Origin of the sequence: Candidatus Fonsibacter ubiquis (genome assembly GCF_002688585.1) — a bacterium.
Taxonomy (GTDB): Bacteria; Pseudomonadota; Alphaproteobacteria; order Pelagibacterales; family Pelagibacteraceae; genus Fontibacterium; species Fontibacterium commune.
Genome location: NZ_CP024034.1, coordinates 783,020 through 806,958, shown reverse-complemented (window position 1 = coordinate 806,958; position 23,939 = coordinate 783,020). Strand labels below are relative to the sequence as shown.

Sequence of the window (23,939 nt, the reverse complement as noted above, 5' to 3'; positions counted from 1 at the left end):
TTATCTTTTCTTTTTTACAACCATTCCAGCCCTACCTTGGGTCGATCGTCCTATTAATTCTGTTTTTACATCATTGTTATAAACTTTAATTTTACTACTCATATTAATTTCTAACTCAATTTCTTGAAGTTTTCTTATTTCATCTCTTATTTTTGCTGCTTGCTCAAATTCTAAATTATCGGCAGCTTTTTTCATTTCTTTTTCTAGCATTTTTAGGTGTTTTTTAAGATTATCACCGATTGGGATATCATTATTAAAAGTAACGTAATCTTTTTCAAATACTCCCTCTAAAATGTCATTAATTTTTGATTTAATAGATTGGGCAGTTATTTTATTTTTTTTATTATATTCTATTTGCTTAGTTCTTCTTCTATTAGTTTCATTGATAGCCTTTTTAATACTTTCTGTTTCTTTATCTGCATATAAAATCACTTTACCATCAATATTCCTTGCCGCTCTTCCGATGGTTTGTATTAAGGATCTTTCAGATCTTAAGAAGCCTTCTTTATCAGCATCTAAAATCGCAACAAGAGCACACTCTGGTATATCCAATCCTTCTCTTAAAAGATTAATACCAATTAAAACATCAAATATACCTAGCCTTAAATCTCTTATTATTTCTATTCTTTCTAGCGTATCAATATCAGAATGCATGTAACGAACTTTAATTCCATTTTCATCAAGGTATTCTGTTAAATCCTCAGCCATTTTTTTTGTAAGAGTAGTGACTAGTATTCTTTGATTATTTTTAGAAACTGTAATGCATTCATTTAATAAGTCATCTACCTGATTTTTAGCAGGTCGAATAAAAATTTGAGGATCTATAAGTCCAGTGGGTCTTATAATTTGTTCTGCAAAAACTCCTTTGCTTTGTTTTAATTCCCATTCACTTGGAGTTGCGGAAACAAAAATTGTTTGAGGTCTCATCATATCCCATTCTTCAAATTTTAAAGGTCTATTATCCATACAAGAAGGGAGTCTAAAACCGTAATCAGATAAAGTTTTTTTTCTGGTATAATCTCCTTTGTACATACCGTTTAATTGAGGAATTGTGACGTGGCTTTCATCAACAAATACTAAACAATTATCAGGAAGATATTCAAATAATGTTGGCGGCGGTTCACCAGGATTTCTACCAGATAAGAATCTAGAATAATTTTCTATTCCAGCACAACTTCCTGTGGCCTCTATCATTTCAAGATCGTATCTAGTTCTTTCTTCTAGTCTTTGTGCTTCTAAAAGTTTTTTTTCATTTCTAAATTTTTCTAAAGTAATAATTAATTCTTTTTTTATTTCTTTGATTGCTTTTTCTACTGTTGGTCTTGGAGTAATGTAGTGACTATTTCCGTACAATTTTATTAAATTTATTTCTTTATTGTCGGTTCCAGTTAACGGATCAAATGACTTTATCTGTACTATTTTATTATCTTCAATTGTAATTCTCCATGCTTCATCCTCATAATGAGATGGGAAAACTTCTATATTTTCACCCCGAACTCTAAAAGTTCCTCTATAAAAATTTTGATCATTTCTTTTGTACTGAAGTTCAACTAGTCCTTTAATAATCTTTTCTCTTTCATAGCTCTCATTTTTTTTAAAAACCAAAGTCATTTTACTATAAGAGTCGACAGATCCTAATCCGTAAATACACGAGACACTTGAAACAATAATCACATCATCTCTTTCTAAGAGTGACCTAGTTGCTGAATGTCTCATTCTATCTATTTGTTCATTTATAGAAGCTTCTTTTTCAATATAGGTGTCTGATCTTGGAACATAAGCTTCTGGAGTGTAGTAATCATAATAAGAAACAAAATATTCAACTGCGTTATTAGGAAAAAAATTTTTCATTTCACCATACAATTGGGCAGCTAAAGTTTTATTTGGAGCGAGGATTAAGGCTGGACGATTTAATTCTTCAATGATTTTAGCCATTGTAAAAGTTTTTCCAGAACCTGTGACTCCAAGTAAAACTTGATTTTTTTTTTGGTTTAATATTTCTGTTTTTAAAAAAGAGATAGCTTTTGGTTGGTCACCAGCAGGAGTGTATTCAGTTATTAGTTGAAATTTTTTTCCTCCTTCTAATTTTTTTAAAGAAAGTGCTTTAGTATTTGTTTTATCTAATATATTAGTTTCCGAAAGATTTTGCATATTCCAAAATATAATTAATTTAGATGTCTATACTATCAACTTCTTTATCGAGAATAAAAGAATCTCCTACAATTGCAATTACTCAGAAAGCTAGACTCTTAAAAGAAAGTGGAAAAGAAGTAATAGCGCTGGCATCCGGAGAACCGGATTTTGATACCCCTGATAATATAAAAGCAGCGGCAATTAAAGCAATAAAGGAAGGTCAAACAAAATATACGCCCGTTGATGGGACTACAGAGTTGAAAAAAGCAATAGTAAACAAATTTAAAAAAGAAAATAATTTAAGTTTTGAAGTTGACAATATTACTGTTGGCACCGGAGGTAAGCAGGTAATTTATAACTGTATTCTTGCAACAATTAATCCTGGAGATGAAGTTATTATTCCAGCACCTTATTGGGTTTCATATCCTGATATGGTTTTATTAGCTGGAGGAACTCCAAAATTTGTAGAATGTGATGAACAAAGTGATTTTAAAATTTCTGCTAATCAACTTGATAAATTAATAACAAATAAAACAAAGTGGTTTATTTTAAATTCACCAGGAAATCCAACTGGAATGTGTTATTCAAGATCGGAACTAATAGAAATAGTTAAAGTTTTAAAAAAATATAAACATGTAAATATTTTAACAGACGATATTTACGAACATATTCTTTACCAAGATAAGAAGGGTGCAAATGACTCAAGATTTGTAAATATTTTAGAAATAGACGATTCTTTAAAAGACAGAACCTTAGTTGTAAATGGTGTGAGCAAAGCTTATGCTATGACTGGTTGGAGAATTGGTTATGCCGCAGGTCCAAAATCTTTAATAAAAGCAATACAAAAAATTCAATCTCAATCAACAACCAATCCATCCTCTATTAGCCAGGCTGCTGCTGTTGAAGCTCTTAATGGCGACCAAAGCTTTATTCATTCTAGGGCTTTAGAATTTAAAAAGAGAAGAGATTTTGTTGTTAAGGCTTTAAATAGTACTAACGGATTAACCTGTGTTAATCCACAGGGGGCATTTTATGTTTTTCCAAATTGTAAGAAATTAATGAATAAAAAAACTACTAGTGGAAAAATTATTAAAAATGATACAGATTTTGCCTCTTACCTATTAGAAGAGACTGGAGTTGCAATTGTTCAAGGGTCAGCATTTGGACTTGAGGGTTATTTTAGAATTTCCTACGCAACTTCTATGCAAATTTTAGAAAAAGCTTTAATGAAAATTAAAACTTTCTGCGAGAGTCTCAAATAGTTTTAGTGATTAGACAAATGTTTTTCGGCTTCAAGGGCAGCCATACATCCCATCCCCGCTGCCGTAACAGCTTGTCTATATAATTTATCTTTTACATCTCCAGCCGCAAATACCCCTGGAATATTAGTTTTTGTAGAGTCAGGCTGAGTTATTATGTAACCACTATTATCCATATTAATTTGTCCTTTAAACAAAGCAGTTGCAGGATCATGTCCAATTGCAACAAAAAGTCCGTGCGTTTGTAATTCTGTGATTTTGTTTGTTTTAATATTTTTTAATTTAACAGCAGTTACTCCCTTAGGATTTTCTGTTCCAATAATTTCTGAGACAACGCTATCCCAAATTACGCTGATTTTAGGATGTGAAAATAATTTCTTTTGTAATAATTTTTCTGCTTTTAATTCACTTTTTCTATGAATGAGTGTTATTTTTTTTGCAAAATTTGTAAGAAACAAAGACTCTTCAACTGCAGAGTTTCCACCTCCTACAACAACAACATCCTTGTTTTTATAAAAAAAACCGTCACAAGTTGCACAAGCAGAAACACCAAATCCTTTATATTTTTCCTCTGAGGGCAAATTTAACCATCTTGCCTGTGCGCCGGTTGAAATAATGACGCTTTCAGTAAAGTAATGTGTTCCTGAGTCTCCAATTATCTCAAAGGGTTTTTTATTAAAATTAACTGTAGAAATATGATCTTCAATAAATTTTGTTCCAACTTTTAGCGCTTGTTCTTTCATTTGTTCCATTAGCCAAGGACCCTGAATCACATCTGCAAATCCTGGAAAATTTTCAACATCAGTCGTGATCGTTAGTTGACCACCTGGTTGGGAACCAGCAATTAAAATTGGTTCAAGCATCGCTCTTGCAGCGTAAATTGCAGCTGTGTATCCGGCAGGACCAGATCCAATAATAATTAGTTTATTTATCTTATCGACATTCATTGTAGATTTTAATTAATAATACTTATAATTAATTATCATTTTAAACAATGAGATATTTTAAAGCATTATTATTAACTGAGGGTGCCCATGGCATGGTGAGTCAAGTAGAAGGCTTAGCCAAAGCTTTAAAATTAGATTTTAATCATTGTTTTGTAAATTTAAAAAGACCGTGGAGATATTTTCCTATAAATTTAGTTCCTATTAGTAAGTCTGTAATAGATGGAAAGATTCCAGATCAAATAGAAAATCAACTACTTATTTCATGTGGTAAAAATAGTATTATTTCCTCTTTATTTTTAAAAAGAAATAATAAGAATTTATTTAATATTCATATCCAAAATCCTAAAGTTAACTTTTCAAATTTTGATTTAATTGTTGCACCAGAACATGACCAAATAATAGGTAGTAACGTGCTAAGCACATTTGGAGCTCTTCATTATATTACAAAACAAGAGGTGGAAAGTAGTAATAATTTTTTTTCAAAATATAATTTATCAGAAGAAAATAAGATTGTTTCTTTAATCTTAGGTGGCCCTAACAGATATTATGATTTTAATGAGATCGATCTAGGAAATATTTTTTTATTAATAAAAGATATTTTTTTAGACAAAGGTTTTAAACTAATTCTTATTAGATCAAGAAGAACGCCTGAAAATATTATTGATTTTGCTAAAAAGTTTTTTTTAAATTCAGCAGTTATCATTGATTTTGTGAGTAAAGAATTTTATTTATCAGCTCTAAAAATATCCAAAACAATCATCGTAACTTGCGATTCTACTTCGATGATTTCCGAGTGTGCTATCACACAAAAGCCTATATTTGTGGCTAAAATGAAGGCTAAGAGAAGAAATAAAAGATTTGAGTATTTTCTTAACAGTTTTAAAGAAAAAGGAATTATCAGATTTCTTGGAGAAAGTACTGATTATTGGAAATACCCAGCTCTAGATGAGACAAATCGGATTGCAACAATAATAAAAGAAAGGTTAAATTAAATTTAATGAGTTTTTTAAAATCATTTCAAAATAATTCAGTACACTCTAGTTATCCATTTGATCATTGGGAGTTAACAGAGCCATTAACAGACCAACAAATAAGAGAAATTTGTGAGGCAAAAGTTCCAGAAGTTAAAATTGATTTTGATGGTACTAGAGCAGTTGATGGAGGTGCAGGCACATATAGATCCGGTGACCCCACGGGCGGTAAAGCAGGAAAGATTAGAGAATTTGTGACAAAAGATAATTATAAAGAATATCCCTACCTAAAAAAATTTATTGATGAATTATGTAAAATGGAAACAGCAAAATACATCGGTTCAAAAATTAAAAAAGATTTGACCAAAGCTTATGTGCGCGTTGAGATTATTGCTGACAGGGTTGGTTTTTGGCTTAAGCCCCATTGTGATATTAAAGAAAAATTGATGTCCTGCCTATTATTTGCAAATCCAGATAATTATGAGTCCGAAGAATTAGGTACAGATTTTTATGACAAGAATTTGAAGTTAGTAAAAACAGTTCCTTATAAAAATAATTATGGCTACGTTTTTACAAGCGGTCCTGACACTTGGCATGGATTAGAAAAAAAAGAAATCAAAAGAGACAGAAGATGTCTCCAGGTAAACTATGTAACGTTCGAAACTGATTGGAAAGTTAATTAATTTATATCTTGCAAAGCAAGAACTTCAAATTTAGAATTTTTTAAAGACTTAATAGCTTCAGTAATTGCATTAGCTCCAGCTATAGTTGTGTAGTAGGGGGTGCCACTTGTAAGCGCTGCTCTTCTAAGTGAAAAAGAGTCTTTTATGGATTGCTTACCTTGAGATGTATTTATAACTAAAGAAATTTTTTTTTCATTTAAAGATTCCTCAATATGAGGTTTTCCTTCCATAACTTTATTTATTTTTTTACATTCAACTCCTGATGAATTTAAAAAATCAGAAGTCCCTGAAGTTCCAAGAATACTAAATCCTGATTTTTTAAGTTCTTGTGCAATTTTTAAAATATGTTTTCTATCATCTTTCTTTACCGATAAGAAAGCAACTCCAGATTTTGGAATTTTATTACCCGTTGCAAATTGACTTTTAGCAAATGCAAGACCAAAGCTTTTATCTATACCCATAACTTCTCCTGTTGATTTCATCTCAGGGCCCAACAAGGTGTCCACATTTGGAAACTTGTTAAAAGGAAATACAGCTTCTTTTACAGAATATAATTTATGATTTTTTTTATTTAAATTTAGATCTTTTAATTTTAATCCTGTCATTACTTTAGTTGCAATTTTTGCAACAGGAACTCCAATAGATTTAGCCACAAATGGAACTGTTCTGCTGGCTCTTGGATTTACTTCTAAAACATAAACTCGATCATCTTTTATAGCAAATTGAATGTTTAAAAGTCCTAAAACTTTTAAACCAAAGGCAATTTTTTTTGTTTGTTTAGATATTTCTTCAATAATATTATTTTTTAATGAATATGGAGGGATGCAGCATGCAGAATCTCCAGAATGAATTCCTGCTTCTTCAATATGTTCCATTATCCCTGCAATAAAAACATCTGTGCCATCACAAATAGCATCAACATCAACTTCAATTGCATCGTTAATGAACTTATCTATCAAAACAGGATCTTTTCCTGAAACTTTAACTGCCTCTTTTATATATTTTTTAAGATGATCTTCATCGTAAACAATTTCCATCGCTCTACCACCTAAAACATAAGAAGGCCTAATTACAATTGGAAAATTTATTTTTTTTGCGATTTCAATTGCCTCTGCCTCTGATCTTGCAAGACCACTTTCAGCTTGAAGCAATTCTTCTTTGATTACAAAATTTTTAAATTTTTCTCTATCCTCAGCAAGATCAATAGATTCAAGTTGTGTGCCTAAAATTGGAATACTATTTTCATGAATAAATTTTGCAAGTTTTAATGGAGTCTGGCCTCCAAATTGAACTATAACACCAAAAAGGGAACCGTTACTTTTTTCTTTATTAATTATTTCAATGACGTGCTCTTCAGTCAAAGGTTCAAAATACAATCTATCACTTGTATCATAATCTGTTGAAACTGTTTCTGGATTGCAGTTAATCATGATAGTCTCATAATTAATTTCTTTTAAAGCATAACTTGCTTGGCAGCAGCAGTAATCAAACTCTACTCCTTGTCCTATTCTATTTGGTCCACTTCCTAGAATAATAACTTTTTTCTTATTCGTTGGTTCAGATTCGCAACCACTCAGGTCGTTGCTTGCATAAGTGGAGTACATGTAAGGAGTTTTAGAATCAAACTCTCCAGCGCATGTATCAATTTTTTTATATATAGGATGAATTTTAAATTTATTTCTAGCAGTCCTGACTTCATTACTTTTTATTTTTAAAATCTTTGCAATTTTTTTATCAGAAAAACCTATCGATTTAATATATTGAAGTTTTTCTTTATTATTTAAAACGTCCTCATCTTTAATATTATTTTCTACAATAATCAGTTGTTGAATTTGCTCTAAAAACCACTTATCTATTTTTGTCATTTCGTAAATTTCGTCGAGTCTTAAGTCTCTTCTAAAAGCCTCTGCTACATAAAGTATCTTTTGAGGAGTCCTTTCTATAAGTTTTTTTTTTAAATCTTGAAGATCTATTGCTTCATATTGATCAAAACCATCAAGTCCAATTTCCAATGAACACAATGCTTTTTGAACGGACTCTTTAAAGTTTGCTCCTATAGACATTACTTCACCAACAGATTTCATTGCTGTTCCTAATATTGCTTCGGTATTTTTGAATTTTTCAAATGCAAATCTTGGAATTTTAGTTACCACATAGTCAATTGTAGGCTCGAATGAAGCAGGTGTTGTTCCCGTGATTTCATTTTTTAATTCATCTAAAGTATAGCCAACAGCAAGTTTTGCGGCCACTTTTGCTATTGGAAATCCTGTTGCTTTAGAAGCTAATGCAGAAGATCTTGAAACTCTTGGATTCATTTCAATAATAATCATCCTTCCATTTTTTGGATTGATTGCAAATTGAACATTCGACCCTCCTGTTTCAACTCCAATTTTTCTAATACATTTAAAAGAAGCGTCTCTCATAATCTGATATTCTTTATCAGTTAATGTTAATGCCGGAGCTACAGTAATTGAGTCGCCAGTATGAATTCCCATTGGATCAACATTTTCTATTGAGCAAATAATTATGCAGTTATCGTTTTTATCTCTAACTACTTCCATTTCAAACTCTTTCCACCCTAATAAGGACTCTTCAATTAGAACCTCTTTTGTTGGAGAAAGATCGAGACCATTTGCAATAATTTTTAAATACTCTTCCTCCGTATAAGCAATTCCACCACCGGATCCGCCAAGTGTAAAAGAAGGTCTAATGATTGCAGGCAGTCCAATCAATTTTAAACTTTTTTTTGCATCTTCAATTGATCTGCAAATCATAGACTTTGCACATTCAAGACCAATATCGGTCATATTTTTTTTAAACTTTTCTCGATCCTCAGCATTCTCTATTGCCTCAGAGTTTGCTCCTATTAATTCAATATTATATTTTTTTAAAATTCCCTCTTTTTTTAGAGCCATTGCTGCATTAAGAGCAGTTTGTCCACCCATAGTTGGTAATATTGCATCGGGTTTTTCTTTTTTTATAATTTCTTCAATAATTTCAGTGGTGATGGGTTCAATATAAGTTTTATCAGCAACATCAGGATCAGTCATAATAGTTGCTGGGTTTGAATTGATTAGGATAATTCTATATCCATCAGACCTTAATGCTTTACATGCTTGCGTTCCTGAATAATCAAATTCACATGCTTGACCAATAACAATTGGTCCAGCACCTATTACTAAGATTGATTTTATATCTTTTCTTTTAGGCATTAATTTTATTTTTTTCTATTAAATTTATAAAATCTTTAAAAAGATAATTGCTATCATGCGGTCCAGGAGAAGCTTCCGGATGGTACTGCACAGAAAATACAGGTTTGATTTTTGATTTTATACCTTCAATTGAAGTATCAAAAAGAGATACATGAGTAACCTCAACATCTTTAGGCAAACTATCTTTTGTAACTTCAAATCCATGATTTTGACTTGTGATTTCTACTTTATTACTCGTCAAATTTTTAACAGGATGGTTTGCGCCTCTGTGCCCTTGATGCATCCTTTTTGTTTTTGCACCAAGGCTTAATGCTAGTAATTGATGACCAAGGCATATTCCAAATACTGGAATATTTGCAGATATTATTTCTTGAATTGTTTTAACTGCATATCTTCCTGTAAGATCAGGATCTCCAGGGCCATTAGATAAAAAAACTCCATCTGGTTTTAAAGCAAGTATATCCTTAGAAGGAGTTATAGAAGGTACAACAGTTACCTTGCAACCCAGTTCAGAAAAATTTCTTAAAATATTAGTTTTTATCCCGTAATCAATTGCGACAATATTATATTTTTGATTTTTTTGGATTTCATATCCTTTAGTATTCCATAATTTATTACCAACCCATTGATAGGATTTTTTGCAGGTAACTTCTTGAGTAAGGTCTAAGTTTTCTAAACTTGGCAATTTTTTTGTAATATCTAAAAGATGTGTTAAGTCATGATTATTATTTTTATTAAAAGCTACTGTTGCTTTTTTGGGTCCAAATTTTCTTATCTTTAAAGTAAGTTTTCTAGTATCAATCCCATAAATTGCTGTAATATTATTTCTTTTTAACCATTCATCTAAATTTTCTAAAGCACGATAGTTTGACGAATGAGATACTTCCGCACTAAATATTGCTCCTTTAACCCAGGTTTTTTCAGCTTCAAAATCTTCATTATTAGTACCTACGTTACCGATATGAGGAAAAGTAAAATTTATAATTTGCCCAGAATAAGAGGGGTCGGTTAATATTTCTTGGTAGCCAGTAATTGAGGTATTAAAACATATTTCACCAGAAGAAATTCCGTACGCACCAATTCCAAATCCACGAAATTGCTCTCCATCTTCAAGAATTAAAATAGCATTAGTATCAATTGAATTTTTAATTTTGTATTTATTTTCTAAATTATTTTCTTTAGACAAATACAACCCATGAGTTAAGAGCTTTTAAGTTATTTAAAAGTTGGCGAACATTATGAAAAAGTTAAACACCAGTCAAGTTGCTAATATTTTCTTTTGAGCAATTGAATTATTTAGAGTAATTTAAAACTTATGAATTTATTAGATAAGATAAATGCTCAATTAAAAGAATCGGCACTTAAACAAGACAAAGATAAGGTTCTTACTTTAAGACTTATTATATCTGCTCTTAAAGATAAAGAGATTGAAAAAAGAGGAGCAGGGTTAAAAGATACTTCAATTAAAGATGAAGATGTAATTGCAGTTTTTAATAAAATGCTAAAACAGAGAAGAGAGTCATTAGAAATTTATAAAAAAGCTTCTAGAAATGATTTGGCTGAAAAAGAGAACAAGGAAATAAATATTATTCAAGAATTTCTTCCAAAACAATTAGATGACAATGACACCAAGAAAGTTTGTGAAAGTGCAATCAAGGAAGTAGGGGCCGTTTCAATCAAAGACATGGGAAAAGCGATGGCAATTTTAAAGTCTAAATATTCTGGGAGTATAGACTTTTCTAAAGCAGGAGCTTTTTTAAAAGAATTATTAAGTAAATGAAATTTCCAAAAGAGTATTTAGAAGAGATAAAGCAAAGAGTAAAAGTTTCCGACATAGTAGGCGCTACAGTTCAATTAAAAAGAAGAGGTAGAGAATTTGTTGGCTTATCTCCTTTTTCCAAAGAAAAAACGCCATCATTTACTATTAATGATGAAAAAGGATTTTACCATTGTTTTAGTTCAGGGGAGCATGGAAATATTTTTGATTTTTTAGTTAAAGTTGAAAAATTAAACTTTGGTGATGCTGTTCGAAAATTAGCAGCCAAAGCGGGAATGCCAGTATTCAAATTTACGAAAGAGAATATTGAAGTAGAAAATAAAAGAAAAAAATATGATGAAATATTAACCATTGCCTTACAGCATTATCAAAAAAATTTTTTTGATAATGAAATTGTTAAAAAATATGCTTTTGATAGAGGCTTAACCCAAGAAATTTTGTCCACATTCAAAATAGGATATTCTGGAGATTATGGTTTGAATGTTTCGTTATTTAGTAATTTTAATCAAAAAGAACTTATTGAGAGTGGTATTTTTTTTCACGATGAAAAGAATAATAAACTTGTAGATAGATTCAAAAATAGACTAATGTTTCCAATTTTTGATTACAATAACAAAGTGATTGGATTTGGAGGAAGAGCTTTAGGTCAAAATTATTTAGCAAAATATATTAATTCACCAGAAACTGAATTTTTTAAGAAAGGTTTTAATTTATATAACTTAAATAATGCAAAAACTGAAAACAAACAAAGTAGTATAGTTTTTGTAGTTGAGGGTTACATGGATGCGATAAGTCTTTACCAGGCTGGCTTTAAAAATGTAGTTGCAACACTTGGTACTGCAATGACAGAGTCTCATTTAAATTTAGTGTGGCGCTATTTTAATGATCCATTGGTTTGTTTTGATGGTGATAGAAGTGGACAAAATGCAGCCCAAAAAATTTCTGAAAAGCTAATTGCTTACATGAAGCCTAATTATTCATTATCATTTTTAATTTTACCAAATGGTTTTGATCCAGATTCTTTTATAAGAAAAAATGGAAGAAATAATTTTGAAATTTTATTAGATCAAAAAATTGATATTGGTAATTTTATTTTTGAAAATAATTTACAAAATTTACAATCGACGCAACCAGAAGAAAGAGCAGGATTTGAAAAAAGATTAATGGATACATGTTTGTTAATACAAGACTCAACTGTAAAAAAACACTATATAAGTTTTTTTAAAAATAGAATTTTTGAACAGTTTTCAAATAAAAAAAATAAAAATATTAAGCCACTAAATAAAACAAAAGAACTTACAAGAAAAATTACAAGATACTCTTCTTTTGAACTTAAAGAATTTTCATTAATGTATCTTTTTTTAAATAATTTTTTAATTTTGAGAAATCAATTTGATAAGCTTTCATTAATCAATTTTCATAATAAAAATTTAGAAGAGTTAAGAAAAGTTTTGGTAAATATTTTAGAAAAGATTGAGACTTTTAAAGATTTTAATTTACTAAAACACTTAGAAGAAAATAATTTTAGTCAAATAATTAAAGATATAAATGAATTTTCTTCTATAAAAGGAATCTCAGAAAATTTAAATGATGAAAAATTTGATAATTTTTTAAACGATTTAATTGAACAAGTTAATAATTTGAAACTTCAGAGTAAATTGAACGATGCTGAAGAATCATTGTCTAAGAATATGAATGAGGCCCACTATAATGAACTTTTATCTTTAAAAGATCAGATTGTGGCTTCAAAAAAAGTCTAGTAATTTTGCATCCTAGTAAATATATATACTGCTTCAATAAACAGATATTTATAAAGTGAAAGCAGACAAGCTTATTTCAAAATCATTTGAAAAATTACTTGAGCGTGGAAAAGCTCGAGGATTTATTACTCACGAAGAATTAAAAAAATCTTTAGGAAAAAGAAATAGTAATCCTGAAAGTTTAGAGAAAGCAGTTTTAAATATTTTTGATAATCTTATAACGTTAGTAAAGCAAAAATCTGACTTTAAAGTTAAGACGAAAGAAGAAGCCCCAAAGGCTGAAAAAACTTCTGAAAGAAGCGACGATCCAATTAGAATGTATCTTAGAGAGATGGGAGGGGTTGAGCTTCTATCTAGGGAAGGCGAAATTGCAATTGCTAAGAGAATAGAGTCTGGAAAATATGTAATGGTTTCTGCATTGGCAGAAAGTCCATTGATGGCAAAAAAAATCTTTGAATGGAAAGATAAGTTAAATGCTAACGAAATGTTAGTTAGAGATATTATTGATCTTGATAGTAATTACTTAGAAGATGAAAACTTTACAAAAGCTTTAGCTGCCAAGACTTTAGAAAAAACGGTTAAAGAAACTAAATCAAAAAAAGATAAGGAAGAAGATCCGGATAATAAAAGTGTAGAGGCCATTGAAGAAGAGAACGATGAATATAATATCTCTTTAGCTGCTCTTGAAATAGAGCTTAAGCCAAAAATTTTAAAAACTTTTGAAAAACTATCTAAGAATTATAAAAAACTAATTTCTTATCAAAGAGAAAAGCTCGATACTGTACTTGCAAGATCAAAGTTTAGCCCAAGCAAAGAAAAAAATTACCAATCAATCAAAGAAGAGATTAGTCAGGATATTTTACAATTACAATTAAACCCAGCAACCCAAGAAGAATTAGTACAACTTAACTATGTAGAAAATAAAAAATTAATTAATTTTGATGGAGAACTTTTAAGACTTTCTTCTAAGCACGGAATTCCTAGAGAAGAGTTTATTAAATTTTATGTAGGAAACGAAATTAATCCTAATTTTGAAAGTTTTTTAGGAGAAAATAAAAAGTGGCATAATTTTTTTACAAAGGAAAAGAAAGAATACGAGAATATCAAAACTAAATTAATCCAGATTAGTAAAGATATAGGATTACCAGTATCAGATTTTAAAATTTTAGTTAATAAAATTAAAAAAGGTGAGAGAGAGTCTAGAATTGCAAAGAAAGAAATGATCGAGGCAAATTTAAGATTAGTTATTTCAATTGCTAAAAAATATACAAACAGAGGACTTCAATTTTTAGATTTGATTCAAGAGGGCAATATTGGTCTTATGAAGGCGGTTGATAAATTTGAGTATAGAAGAGGTTATAAATTTTCAACTTATGCCACTTGGTGGATTAGACAAGCTATTACAAGATCAATAGCTGACCAGGCTAGAACTATAAGAATACCTGTTCACATGATCGAAACAATCAACAAAATTGTGAGAACATCTAGACAAATGCTGAGTGAGTTTGGAAGGGAACCTACCCCTGAGGAATTGGCTAAAAAATTAGCTATGCCGTTAGATAAAGTTAGAAAAGTATTAAAAATTGCAAAGGAGCCTGTTTCTTTGGAAACGCCTGTAGGAGATGAAGAGGATAGTAACTTAGGAGATTTTATAGAAGATAAAAATGCACTAATTCCAGTTGATGCTGCAATTCAAAGTGGACTTAGAAATACAACTACAAAAATTCTTGCAACATTAACACCAAGAGAAGAAAGAGTGTTAAGAATGCGTTTTGGAATAGGAATGAATACCGATCATACTTTAGAAGAAGTGGGTCAGCAGTTTTCAGTGACTCGAGAAAGAATAAGACAAATTGAAGCCAAGGCTTTAAGAAAATTAAAACATCCTAGTAGATCAAGACAATTAAAAAGTTTCTTCGATAGTTAGAATTTAGTTAATAAACTAAACATTTAATGTTATATCCCTTTAAAAAGGGCCTGTAGCTCAGCTGGTTAGAGCCCCCCGCTCATAACGGGGTTGTCCGGGGTTCAAATCCCTGCGGGCCCACCAATCTAATTTGATTTATTAAAATTCTCTAAAGCGCTAATTACGCCTACAAAACCTTTGCTAGCTATAATCGATGCAAATTCTTCTTTTTGAGTTCTTGCTAAACTTAATCCCTCAACAACTAGATCTCGAGCAAGAAATTTGGAGTCTTTTGTGTAAATTCTCCAATCAACATTAATTTCTTGGGCATCTTTTTTTGAAAATATTTTAGTGCTAACAATAATATTATTTTCATTGATTTTTTTTGAGTCTAAAATTTTAAGTTCTTGATCTGCAAAATCATTTAATTTTGAAGACATATTTTTTATAAAGTATTCTCTAAATAATTTATTGAAATTATCTCTTTCAGAAGCCGTTGCTTTATCACGGTAATCACCCAGTGTATAACCAGCAAGCGCATCTAGATCTAAATAACTCTGTGAAAGATTATTAAGTTTTTTTAGTCTAGCTTCTACGTTAAGAGATTTATCATTAAATATTAGTTTTGCTTCATTGGTCAATTTAAGAACGAAAGCTTCAGCATTAGGTTCTGCTGAATATGAATTTGACGAAATTATTAGAATAAAACTTAAATAAAAAAAAATTTTTTTAAGAAAAGTAGTCATTATTTTTAATTAGAAGTACTATCTAATTTTTTTCCACTCGTCTTCACTTGCTCCGTACTGAGTTTCTGATCTTTTAACATTCTTAACTAAGTTTTCTCTTCTTTGTAAATACAAACTTTTATATGCGGAATAAAGATCAAGAGAATTTTTTTCTAAATTTTCCGAACTTTTAATATTTTGTGATCTAAAGTTAACTATTTCAGTACCCTTTGTTGACCAGTAAACTGTATCGCCAAGATTTTCACCAAATGCCGTCCTATCTCCAGCAGATATCATATAGAAGTAGTCTCCATAAACTCCAAGAATTCTTCCAACTAAATCTCTAGGACTTGTTGGCCCAAGGAATGGTGCTACAGCATAACAACCATGATCAACTCCCCAAACAGCTAAAGTTTGACCAAAGTCCTCTCTATTTGTTTTTTCAATTCCAAGAGCTGTTGCTGGATCAAATAATCCAAGAATTCCAACAGTAGAATTTATTGCAAATCTTGAAAGAGATACTACTGCCTCACCTAAGTTTCCTTGTAAAATTTGATTTGGTACTGAAAGAGTAGAGTCTATATTTAACAAAGCATTATTTATTCCGCTTCTTACTTCAACTGGCAAAACATTATAAACTTCAGCAACAGGTTTAAAAAAATATTTGTCGACCGTCATATTAAAACTAAAAATAGATCTATTAATATTTTCGTTACAATCTGGCAGATTAGACGCGTAAATAGTTTTTGAATTAAATAGAACTAAAAAAGTGATAGCTAATAATGTTTTTTTCATATTATTAAAATTGTCTATATATACATATTTTCAATAATTATATATTAAAAATACTCAATAAATTTGATGTTTTTAACCCTGTTTTTATAAATACTGATGAGAATTAACTACTTAAAGTCAGAAAACTATACATCCTACGGAACAAAAAAAAGAAGAATTCAGGCTGTTGTTATCCATTATACAGGAATGAGAACTTTACAATCAGCAGTAGAAAGACTTTTATATAGTAAATATAAAGTAAGCAGTCATTATGTGATTAGTCGAAATGGAAAAATTCTACAATTAGTTAAAGATAATAATATTGCTTGGCATGCAGGAATTTCAAATTGGTTTAATTTTAAAAATTTGAATAAAAATTCTATTGGCATCGAGCTTGAAAACAAAGGACACCAACATGGATATCAAAATTTTACAAATAAACAAATAATGCAACTTATGAAAATATTAAGAATATTAAAAAGAAAATTTAAAATTCAAAATATTAATATTATTGGTCATTCAGATATTGCGCCAAGTAGAAAAAAAGATCCTGGAGAAAAGTTTCCTTGGAATAAACTTCATAAAAATCAACTAGCAATTTGGCATTCGCTAAACGAAAAATTTATAAGCAATTTTAGATCAAAAAAATTAATCAATTTTAATAAGGAAAATATGCTAAAAATGATAAAAAAATTAGGATATTCCAAGGTTTTTTCAATAAATTCTTTAGATAAAAACTTTATTAAGGCTTTTCAAAGAAGATATAGGCAGCAGTTGATTAATGGTAATTTTGATCAAGAATGTTATCTGATATTGAAAAATTTACAAAAATTCATTTAATAGTTGAATTTCAATTTACTCTATTATAATATTTTTAATGCCAGTTAGTTGAATGGTAGCTTTGATATTTTCAAAGAGGAAAGTCTGGGCTCCACAAGATAACAGTGCCAGCTAATAGCTGGCGAGGGTAACCTCAGGGATAGTGCCACAGAAAATAAACCGCCTTATCAAGGCAAGGGTGAAAAGGTGTGGTAAGAGCGCACCGGGTTTTTGGCAACAAAAACCGCATGGAAAACCCCACTGGGAGCAAGACCAAATAGAAGTAACATGATTTAAATTTATTTAAATCTAGCCTAATCTTGGGTGAGTTGCTTGGGTTGGTTGCTCGAGTTTATTGGCGACAGTAGACCTAGATAAATTACCATTTTCAATGACAGAACCCAGCTTACAGACTAACTGGCAATTATCTAATTTTCCCTAAAATTTTATCTAATTATTGTAATTAATATTTAATAATTTTTTTTAGAACAAAATAAGAACAAATATATTTAATTAATTATATTTTTTTAACGTTTCTCCATTGACTTACTATTATATACCATGCTATCCCATGATAACCCATAAATGATAAATACTAACTATTTTATGAATAAATTTAGTGGGAATTTTTTTTTAAAAAAAACAAATGTTCATATCTACTTACGAAAACAAATTAGACAAGAAAGGCAGAGTATCTGTGCCTGCTAGTTTTAGAGCTCATTTATCATCCTTAGGATATAACAGTGTTGTTTGTTACCCTTCATTTACAAATTCATCAATTGAATTTTGCCCTCAAAGTAGAATTGAAAAATTAAGCGATAGTATCGATAGCCTTAGTCCATTTGAAGAAAATAGAGATACATTTGCAACCTCAATTCTTGCAGACAGTTTTCAATTAAATTTTGACTCTGATGGAAGAGTGGTTCTTCCAAAAAAACTTTTAGATCATTCTGGAATTAAAGAAACGGTTGTCTTTGTAGGACAAGGAAAAACATTTCAAATGTGGGAACCTCAAAAGTTCTCAAAATTTAGAAACGAGGCAAGAAAAAAAGCTAAGACATTAAGATCAGATTTAAAATGGTCATAATGAAAATAAATAAATAACATTAAAGGGAGAAATAAATGGCAATAAAAATAAATGTACCAGAGTTGAGAGAGTTAAAACCTAGAATAGTTGTTTTAGGTGTTGGAGGAGCAGGTGGCAATGCTATTAATAATATGATCGATTACGGAATTCAAGGAGTTGAGTTTGTGGCAGCAAATACTGATGCACAAGCTCTAAGATTTAATAAAGCTGGATGCAAAATTCAACTTGGAACAAACTTAACAAGAGGTCTTGGCGCTGGAGCAAAATCAGATATTGGACAAGCTGCAGCAGAAGAAACTTTAAATGAATTAATAAATCTTTTGCAAGGCGCAAACATGGTTTTTATCACTGCTGGTATGGGTGGTGGTACAGGAACAGGAGCAGCACCTGTTATTGCGCGTGCAGCTAAAGATTTAAATTTATTAACAGTAGCTGTTGTTACAAAGCCTTTTATTTTTGAAGGACCTGGAAGATTAAAAGTTGCTGAAAGAGGTTTGGAAGAATTAAAAAAATATGTTGATACAAGTATTATAATTCCTAACCAAAATTTATTTAAAGTTGCTAATGAAAAGACAACTTTCCCACAAGCATTTAAGATGGCTGATAATGTTTTAATGCAGGGAGTAAGAGGGGTAACAGATTTAATTGTTAAGCCGGGTCTTATTAATTTAGATTTTGCCGATATAGAGACAGTAATGAAGGGCATGGGCAAAGCTATGATGGGTACTGGAGAAGCAGAAGGAGATAAAAGAGCGGTAATGTCTGCTGAGGCAGCTTTATCTAATCCTTTGATTGATGACTACTCATTAAAAGGAGCCAAAGGTCTTTTGATAAACATTACTGGTGGTAATGATATTACTTTATTTGAAGTGGATGAAGCGGCAAATAAAATTAGGGCAGAAGTTGATCCTTCAGCTGAAATTTTAGTTGGTTCTACATTTGAAGAGTCTTTAGGTGGGAAAATGAGAGTCTCTATTGTTGCAACTGGTTTAGGTGGTGAAGCCGCTATAAATAATAAGCCTGTAGTTAGCATGATGAGACATATTAATAATAGAAACAACGGATATAGCACTATTTACAACAGGCCAAATCAGTCTTTTGTTCCAAATTATGTAACTCAGTCAGCACCTCAGGCGATGACTAATGGGGCAACAGCACTTGATATGTTTCAAGAAACTTCACATGTTAATGAAGTAAACAATCAAACATTAAATCACATGAGCGTTCAAGAAGAGGTTGTGAATTCAAATCTTTCTCAAGAACAAAAAATTTCTTCTGAAGATTTAAGTTTATTGAGTCAAAAAGAAAATACACAAATAGTTGAAGAGGTAGCGTCCTTTCCAAAATTATTTTCTGAAGATGAAAGCTTGAAAGATATTTCTAGTAATAAAGAAGGCTCATCACAGTTTTTTAAAGATTTAGGACATGATCTTACCGATGAAGAAAAAGTAGATCTTGAAATTCCTGCCTTTTTAAGACGTCAAACTAATTAGAGATCAATTAAAGAAAAATTTCTTCTTATGTCACTGGAATTTAATCACATTCCAGTGATGTTGGAAGAAATTGATAGAATATTAACTCCATATAAATCAGGACTATATGTTGATTGCACCTTTGGTGGAGGTGGAATTACAAAAAAAATATTATCTAAAAAAAATACGAAAGTTCTATCTCTAGATCGAGATAATTTTGTAGAACCATTTTCCAAAGTAATAAGCAAACAGTACAATAAAAGGTTCGAATTTATTAATGATAAATTTAGTAATTTACAAAATATTTTAAGCGAAAGAAATTTCCAAAAAACTCCTGTTGCTATAATCTTTGATCTTGGTCTTTCTTCGTTTCAAATTGATAATCCTGAAAGAGGCTTTTCTTATCGACAAGATGGACTATTAAAAATGACTATGGGAAAAAATAATATTTCAGCCCATGATATTGTAAATAAACTTGATCAAAAAAATTTAAAAAATATTTTTAATTTATTTGGGGAAGATAGGGATTCAGGATTAATAGCAAAATTGATAGTGCAAAAACGGCAAGATAAAGAAATAACGTCAACGCAAGAATTGGTAGAGATTATTTTGAGAGCAAAAAGATATAAAAATAATAAATATAATAAAGTCGACTCTTGTGCAAAAATATTTCAGTCAATTAGAATGATTGTTAACAAAGAATTAACCGAGCTTTACGAGGGTTTGATTTTTGGCATAAAAAATTTATCTATTGATGGAAAGATTGTTGTTATTACTTTTCATTCTTTAGAGGACAAATTAGTTAAAAAAGTTTTTGATTTTTTTTCAAATAAAAAAAAGGGAACCTCTAGGTATTTGCCTGAAAATAACCAAAATGAAAATTTTAATATATTAAATATTGTAAGTAGAAAACCTGTTGTTGCTTCTGAAAAAGAGGTAAAAAAAAATAATAGAGCACGGTCTGCAAAATTGCGTTATGCAATAAAAATCAAAGATAATTCATTTGAATTTAAAAGATCTTCTTTAAATCTTGAAAAATATTTTCAGCTGGAGGAAGCAATATATGCGTAAAAAAATAGGGCTAATATTATTTATTGTTATTTTTGGAACAGTTTGCGTCTCTTATATGAAGAATAAAACCCGAGATATTGAAAAAGAAATATTAAAATTAAAGCAAGAACAGGCAGATTTAGTTGAAAAATTAAAGAATGAAAAATTAGAGAATAATTACCTCGCTTCACCAGAAAGAGTAAAAAAGTTAGCTAAATTGCACTTATCTCAAGACTATATCGAAATGGATAAAAATAATTTTAGGTATTTAAATGAAAAATAAAATTAATAATTTACAAAAAAATTTTTATTATCAAAATTTAGTTGATGAAGATAAGACAAGCCTAAATAATAGTCATTCATTATTTAATACAAGGGCAAATTTCGTATTTAAAATATTTTTCTTAGTTTTTTTGATAATTTTATTAAAACTTTTTTATCTTGGTTTAAACAAAAGTAATGAAATTAATTTTGAAGACTCAATTATTGATAAAGATTATAATCAAAGAAAAGATATTTATGATAGAGCAAATTTATTAATAGCAAAAAATATTGATATTTATGATCTTGTTTTAAAAGTTGATAAGACAAATAATTTACCCGGGCTTCTAATTAAATTGAAGTCTCAATTTCCAAGTTTAAACATTAATGAAATTCAAAGAGAGAGTGTAGATAAAAAAAGATTAGTTCTTAAGAAAAAACTTGATCATATTGAATATAAAAAAGCAATTATGTTAGGAGAGCCCGCAATAGAATTAAGTAGAAGGCAAGTTAGAATTTACCCACAAAGAAATTTATTTAGTCATGTATTAGGTCAAACAGATGAAGATAATAAAGGAGTTTCAGGAATTGAGAATTATTTTAATAATCAAATTTTAAATAATAAATTTTCACAAAGTTCATTCCAAATTTCACTTGATACTTTGGTACAATCGCAAATTAGAGATTCTTTGGAAAAAGCAATTGAAGATTATTCAGCAAAAGGGGCCGCTTCATTATTAATGAATGTTAATTCAGGAGAAATACTTTCATTAGTTTCCCTGCCTGATTTTGATATTAATAGAAGAACATTAGTAAATGATGAGAAATATCTGAATAAGATTACACTTGGCGTTTATGAATTAGGCTCTGTATTTAAAACCTTTACTATTGCAAATGCATTAGAGCTTAAACTTATTGATGAAAACACACTATTTAAGAATCTTGAAAAACAAGTTTATAATTGTGGCACTTCACAGCCTATTGATGAGCATGATAAAAATTTAAAAAGGGATTTAACTACTTCAGAAATTTTAGTCAAATCATCAAACATTGGAACAATAAAAATAATAGAAAAGATTGGAATTGAAAATTATAAAAATTTTTTAACTAAACTAGGTATATTTGAAAAAACATCTATTGAACTTCCAGAAAAGGGAAAATCTTTACCAATGAAATGGGATAATTGTACTTTAGCAACGGCCTCTTATGGACATGGTGTTAGCACTACCCCAATTCAATTGGCTTCTGCTTATGCAACTTTAGTAAATGGCGGATACAAAATTTATCCAACTTTAGTTAAACAAGGTCAAAATACAAAAAAAGAAAGAGTTATTAGCGAGGAAACAAGTAAAAAAATGGTAAAAATGCTTAGGAAAGTAGTAGATAAAGACGATCCTATGCAAGGGACTGCCAAAAAAGCAGATATTGGCGGCTATGGGGTTATTGGAAAAACTGGAACTGCTATTAAGGCCTCAAAAACATCAAAAGGTTACTCTAAAGAAGTGATGACTGTTTTTGTATCTGCATATCCAGAGGAAAAACCAGAATATTTATTATTAGTAATGATTGATGAACCTAAAGTTATTCCAAGTAAGGGTCTTTATAGATCAGACTCGGGGTGGAATGCTGTTCCTACTGCAGGAACTATTATAAAAAGAATTGGACCTATTTTAGCTTCAAAGAATTATAATATTGCTTTTAATGCTAAGTAAAAAAATAAAATCTTTAAAATATCAAAATAGAAATTTCTCTATAAATTCTAAAAAAATAAAAAGAAATGATATTTTTTTTGCAATTGATGGCTTAACACAATCAGGAAATTCTTTTATCTCGGAAGCAATAGCTAATGGCGCTTCTGCAGTTGTGACAAGTAGCAGTATTAAAAATCAAAGATATTTGAGGGTTCATAATGTGAGAAAATTTTTAGCAGAAGCTTGTTCTATAAAATATAAAAAAAAACCAAAAAATATAATTGCAGTAACTGGGACAAATGGAAAATCTTCTGTTGCTAATTTTTATTATCAGATTTTAAAAAATCTTAAGATTAATTCAGCAGCAATTGGCACGATTGGTATTCATTATAAAAATAAATTTAAAAAGACTTACCTTACGACGCCCGATACTATTACAATTCATAAAGAATTAAATTTTTTGAAAAAAAATGGAATTGAAAATGTATGTTTAGAAGCATCTAGTCATGGACTTCATCAACATCGATTAGATAATATTAATATTAATGCAGGAATTTTTACTAATTTTACACAAGATCATCTAGATTATCATAAAAATTTAAAAAATTATTTAAAAGCTAAACTCTATCTTTTTAAAAACTTGTTAAAGAAAAATTCGTTTGCGATTATTGATACAGATATTCCGCAATATTCATTATTAAAAAAAATTTGTAATAGAAGAAAAATAAAAATTCTATCCTTTGGATCCAAGGGAAATACGATTAAATTAATTTCACATTATTTTTTAGAAAGACAGCAAATTATAAAAATTAATTTTTTAAATAAAATATATAATGTTAGCGTTAATCTAATAGGAGACTTTCAAATTAAAAATTTATTTGCTGCAATTATAGCCGTATATTTATCTTTTAAAGATAAGGATAAAATTATTAAAACTTCGACCAAAATAAATACCGCAACTGGACGTATGCAGTATGTGGGTAATAAAAAAAAATCTACTGTTGTAGTTGATTATGCGCATACACCCGATGCTTTAAAAAAAAGTCTTCAAACACTGGCAAAACAGTTTAATAAAAAAGTAGATGTTGTATTTGGTTGCGGTGGTGATCGAGATCAAGGAAAAAGATTTAAAATGGGCAAAATAGCTGATCAATTTGCTTCAAAAATATATTTAACAAATGATAATCCTAGATATGAAAATCCTATTTCAATTATTAAACAAATTAAAAAAGGATGCCCAAGATCAAAGGTTATATTAGATAGAAAAATAGCAATTAAATTGGCTATTAAAAATCTTAAAATGGATAGTATTTTATTGATTGCTGGAAAGGGGCATGAAAATTATCAGATTATAAATAATAAAAAAAAATATTTTTCTGATCAAAAAGTTGCCAAATTTTTTTTAAAATAAA

The 23,939-nt window shown here is 29.6% G+C and carries 19 protein-coding genes, 1 tRNA gene and 1 other RNA gene; 15 read left to right on the top strand and 6 right to left on the bottom strand.

The window, feature by feature from the left end; all coding sequences use genetic code 11:
• The gene (uvrB, locus tag CR143_RS04375) at positions 1-2,151 is read right to left on the bottom strand and encodes an excinuclease ABC subunit UvrB (protein WP_099340617.1); all 2,151 of its coding nucleotides are present in this window, start codon (positions 2,149-2,151) and stop codon (positions 1-3) included.
• Positions 2,152-2,174: 23 nt separating this feature from the next.
• Between uvrB and CR143_RS04370 the strand changes: the two genes are divergently transcribed.
• Entirely contained in the window at positions 2,175-3,395 is a 1,221-nt protein-coding gene (locus tag CR143_RS04370) for a pyridoxal phosphate-dependent aminotransferase (protein ID WP_099340616.1), read from the top strand.
• Between the two features lie 2 nt (positions 3,396-3,397).
• Here CR143_RS04370 and trxB read toward each other — a convergent pair whose 3' ends face one another.
• Complete coding sequence (gene trxB, locus CR143_RS04365) at positions 3,398-4,339, bottom strand: thioredoxin-disulfide reductase (RefSeq protein WP_099340615.1); 942 nt, start codon at positions 4,337-4,339, stop codon at positions 3,398-3,400.
• 47 nt (positions 4,340-4,386) lie between these two features.
• On the opposite strand from trxB, the gene CR143_RS04360 reads away from it, so the two are divergent.
• Together CR143_RS04360 and CR143_RS04355 are read left to right on the top strand one after the other, a co-directional pair.
• Positions 4,387-5,331: a mitochondrial fission ELM1 family protein gene (locus CR143_RS04360; RefSeq protein WP_099340614.1), complete on the top strand. Its 945-nt coding sequence runs from the start codon at positions 4,387-4,389 to the stop codon at positions 5,329-5,331.
• 5 nt (positions 5,332-5,336) lie between these two features.
• Positions 5,337-5,993: a hypothetical protein gene (locus tag CR143_RS04355; RefSeq protein ID WP_099340613.1), complete on the top strand. Its 657-nt coding sequence runs from the start codon at positions 5,337-5,339 to the stop codon at positions 5,991-5,993.
• Here CR143_RS04355 and carB read toward each other — a convergent pair.
• Both carB and carA read right to left on the bottom strand, forming a co-directional pair.
• Entirely contained in the window at positions 5,990-9,205 is a 3,216-nt protein-coding gene (gene carB, locus CR143_RS04350) for a carbamoyl-phosphate synthase large subunit (protein WP_099340612.1), read from the bottom strand. The genes CR143_RS04355 and carB overlap by 4 nt on opposite strands.
• Positions 9,198-10,391: a glutamine-hydrolyzing carbamoyl-phosphate synthase small subunit gene (carA, locus tag CR143_RS04345; RefSeq protein ID WP_099340611.1), complete on the bottom strand. Its 1,194-nt coding sequence runs from the start codon at positions 10,389-10,391 to the stop codon at positions 9,198-9,200. The genes carB and carA overlap by 8 nt, the downstream gene beginning before the upstream one ends.
• 129 nt (positions 10,392-10,520) lie before the next feature.
• Here carA and CR143_RS04340 point away from each other — a divergent pair, with 129 nt between their 5' ends.
• The 4 genes from CR143_RS04340 to CR143_RS04325 all read left to right on the top strand — a co-directional run bounded on the left by CR143_RS04340 (position 10,521) and on the right by CR143_RS04325 (position 14,792).
• The gene (locus tag CR143_RS04340; protein WP_099340610.1) at positions 10,521-10,985 is read left to right on the top strand and encodes a GatB/YqeY domain-containing protein; all 465 of its coding nucleotides are present in this window, start codon (positions 10,521-10,523) and stop codon (positions 10,983-10,985) included.
• Positions 10,982-12,742 carry a DNA primase gene (gene dnaG / locus CR143_RS04335; RefSeq protein ID WP_099340609.1) on the top strand — a complete coding sequence of 587 codons (1,761 nt, stop codon included), beginning with the start codon at positions 10,982-10,984 and terminating at the stop codon, positions 12,740-12,742. The genes CR143_RS04340 and dnaG overlap by 4 nt, the downstream gene beginning before the upstream one ends.
• Positions 12,743-12,797: 55 nt before the next feature.
• Entirely contained in the window at positions 12,798-14,669 is a 1,872-nt protein-coding gene (gene rpoD / locus CR143_RS04330) for an RNA polymerase sigma factor RpoD (RefSeq protein WP_099340608.1), read from the top strand.
• A gap of 46 nt (positions 14,670-14,715) precedes the next feature.
• Positions 14,716-14,792: transfer RNA gene (locus CR143_RS04325), tRNA-Ile, on the top strand.
• Between the two features lie 2 nt (positions 14,793-14,794).
• Here CR143_RS04325 and CR143_RS04320 read toward each other — a convergent pair.
• Both CR143_RS04320 and CR143_RS04315 read right to left on the bottom strand, forming a co-directional pair.
• Positions 14,795-15,394: an MlaC/ttg2D family ABC transporter substrate-binding protein gene (locus CR143_RS04320; RefSeq protein WP_099340607.1), complete on the bottom strand. Its 600-nt coding sequence runs from the start codon at positions 15,392-15,394 to the stop codon at positions 14,795-14,797.
• An 18-nt stretch (positions 15,395-15,412) separates the two neighbouring features.
• Entirely contained in the window at positions 15,413-16,168 is a 756-nt protein-coding gene (locus CR143_RS04315; protein WP_099340606.1) for an MlaA family lipoprotein, read from the bottom strand.
• 96 nt (positions 16,169-16,264) lie between these two features.
• On the opposite strand from CR143_RS04315, the gene CR143_RS04310 reads away from it, so the two are divergent.
• The 8 genes from CR143_RS04310 (at position 16,265) to CR143_RS04275 (ending at position 23,938) form a co-directional block, all read left to right on the top strand.
• A complete protein-coding gene (locus CR143_RS04310; protein WP_099340605.1) occupies positions 16,265-16,987 on the top strand; it encodes an N-acetylmuramoyl-L-alanine amidase in 723 nt (240 codons plus the stop codon).
• 40 nt (positions 16,988-17,027) lie between these two features.
• An RNA gene (rnpB, locus tag CR143_RS04305) (RNase P RNA component class A) lies at positions 17,028-17,391 on the top strand.
• 221 nt (positions 17,392-17,612) lie between these two features.
• Positions 17,613-18,053, top strand: a complete 441-nt coding sequence (gene mraZ, locus CR143_RS04300) for a division/cell wall cluster transcriptional repressor MraZ (RefSeq protein ID WP_099340604.1) — start codon at positions 17,613-17,615, stop codon at positions 18,051-18,053.
• A gap of 35 nt (positions 18,054-18,088) precedes the next feature.
• Positions 18,089-19,546, top strand: coding sequence for a cell division protein FtsZ (gene ftsZ, locus CR143_RS04295; protein ID WP_099340603.1), 1,458 nt, complete (start codon positions 18,089-18,091; stop codon positions 19,544-19,546).
• A gap of 27 nt (positions 19,547-19,573) precedes the next feature.
• Positions 19,574-20,596, top strand: a complete 1,023-nt coding sequence (rsmH, locus tag CR143_RS04290) for a 16S rRNA (cytosine(1402)-N(4))-methyltransferase RsmH (RefSeq protein ID WP_099340602.1) — start codon at positions 19,574-19,576, stop codon at positions 20,594-20,596.
• Complete coding sequence (locus tag CR143_RS04285; protein ID WP_099340601.1) at positions 20,589-20,858, top strand: cell division protein FtsL; 270 nt, start codon at positions 20,589-20,591, stop codon at positions 20,856-20,858. The genes rsmH and CR143_RS04285 overlap by 8 nt, the downstream gene beginning before the upstream one ends.
• On the top strand, positions 20,848-22,548 hold the full coding sequence (locus tag CR143_RS04280; RefSeq protein ID WP_099340600.1) for a peptidoglycan D,D-transpeptidase FtsI family protein: 1,701 nt from the start codon (positions 20,848-20,850) through the stop codon (positions 22,546-22,548). Before CR143_RS04285 ends, CR143_RS04280 begins: the two co-directional genes overlap by 11 nt.
• Positions 22,538-23,938: a UDP-N-acetylmuramoyl-L-alanyl-D-glutamate--2,6-diaminopimelate ligase gene (locus CR143_RS04275; protein ID WP_099340599.1), complete on the top strand. Its 1,401-nt coding sequence runs from the start codon at positions 22,538-22,540 to the stop codon at positions 23,936-23,938. Before CR143_RS04280 ends, CR143_RS04275 begins: the two co-directional genes overlap by 11 nt.
• Position 23,939: the final 1 nt, after the last annotated feature.

What these genes read in the sequence shown, in the direction of transcription:
- uvrB (WP_099340617.1), bottom strand. Translation starts at nt 2,151, where the DNA reads ATGCAAAATCTTTCGGAAACTAATATATTAGATAAAACAAATACTAAA.
- CR143_RS04370 (WP_099340616.1), top strand. Translation starts at nt 2,175, where the DNA reads ATGTCTATACTATCAACTTCTTTATCGAGAATAAAAGAATCTCCTACA.
- trxB (WP_099340615.1), bottom strand. Translation starts at nt 4,339, where the DNA reads ATGAATGTCGATAAGATAAATAAACTAATTATTATTGGATCTGGTCCT.
- CR143_RS04360 (WP_099340614.1), top strand. Translation starts at nt 4,387, where the DNA reads ATGAGATATTTTAAAGCATTATTATTAACTGAGGGTGCCCATGGCATG.
- CR143_RS04355 (WP_099340613.1), top strand. Translation starts at nt 5,337, where the DNA reads ATGAGTTTTTTAAAATCATTTCAAAATAATTCAGTACACTCTAGTTAT.
- carB (WP_099340612.1), bottom strand. Translation starts at nt 9,205, where the DNA reads ATGCCTAAAAGAAAAGATATAAAATCAATCTTAGTAATAGGTGCTGGA.
- CR143_RS04340 (WP_099340610.1), top strand. Translation starts at nt 10,521, where the DNA reads ATGAATTTATTAGATAAGATAAATGCTCAATTAAAAGAATCGGCACTT.
- dnaG (WP_099340609.1), top strand. Translation starts at nt 10,982, where the DNA reads ATGAAATTTCCAAAAGAGTATTTAGAAGAGATAAAGCAAAGAGTAAAA.
- CR143_RS04320 (WP_099340607.1), bottom strand. Translation starts at nt 15,394, where the DNA reads ATGACTACTTTTCTTAAAAAAATTTTTTTTTATTTAAGTTTTATTCTA.
- CR143_RS04315 (WP_099340606.1), bottom strand. Translation starts at nt 16,168, where the DNA reads ATGAAAAAAACATTATTAGCTATCACTTTTTTAGTTCTATTTAATTCA.
- CR143_RS04310 (WP_099340605.1), top strand. Translation starts at nt 16,265, where the DNA reads ATGAGAATTAACTACTTAAAGTCAGAAAACTATACATCCTACGGAACA.
- mraZ (WP_099340604.1), top strand. Translation starts at nt 17,613, where the DNA reads ATGTTCATATCTACTTACGAAAACAAATTAGACAAGAAAGGCAGAGTA.
- ftsZ (WP_099340603.1), top strand. Translation starts at nt 18,089, where the DNA reads ATGGCAATAAAAATAAATGTACCAGAGTTGAGAGAGTTAAAACCTAGA.
- rsmH (WP_099340602.1), top strand. Translation starts at nt 19,574, where the DNA reads ATGTCACTGGAATTTAATCACATTCCAGTGATGTTGGAAGAAATTGAT.
- CR143_RS04285 (WP_099340601.1), top strand. Translation starts at nt 20,589, where the DNA reads ATGCGTAAAAAAATAGGGCTAATATTATTTATTGTTATTTTTGGAACA.
- CR143_RS04280 (WP_099340600.1), top strand. Translation starts at nt 20,848, where the DNA reads ATGAAAAATAAAATTAATAATTTACAAAAAAATTTTTATTATCAAAAT.
- CR143_RS04275 (WP_099340599.1), top strand. Translation starts at nt 22,538, where the DNA reads ATGCTAAGTAAAAAAATAAAATCTTTAAAATATCAAAATAGAAATTTC.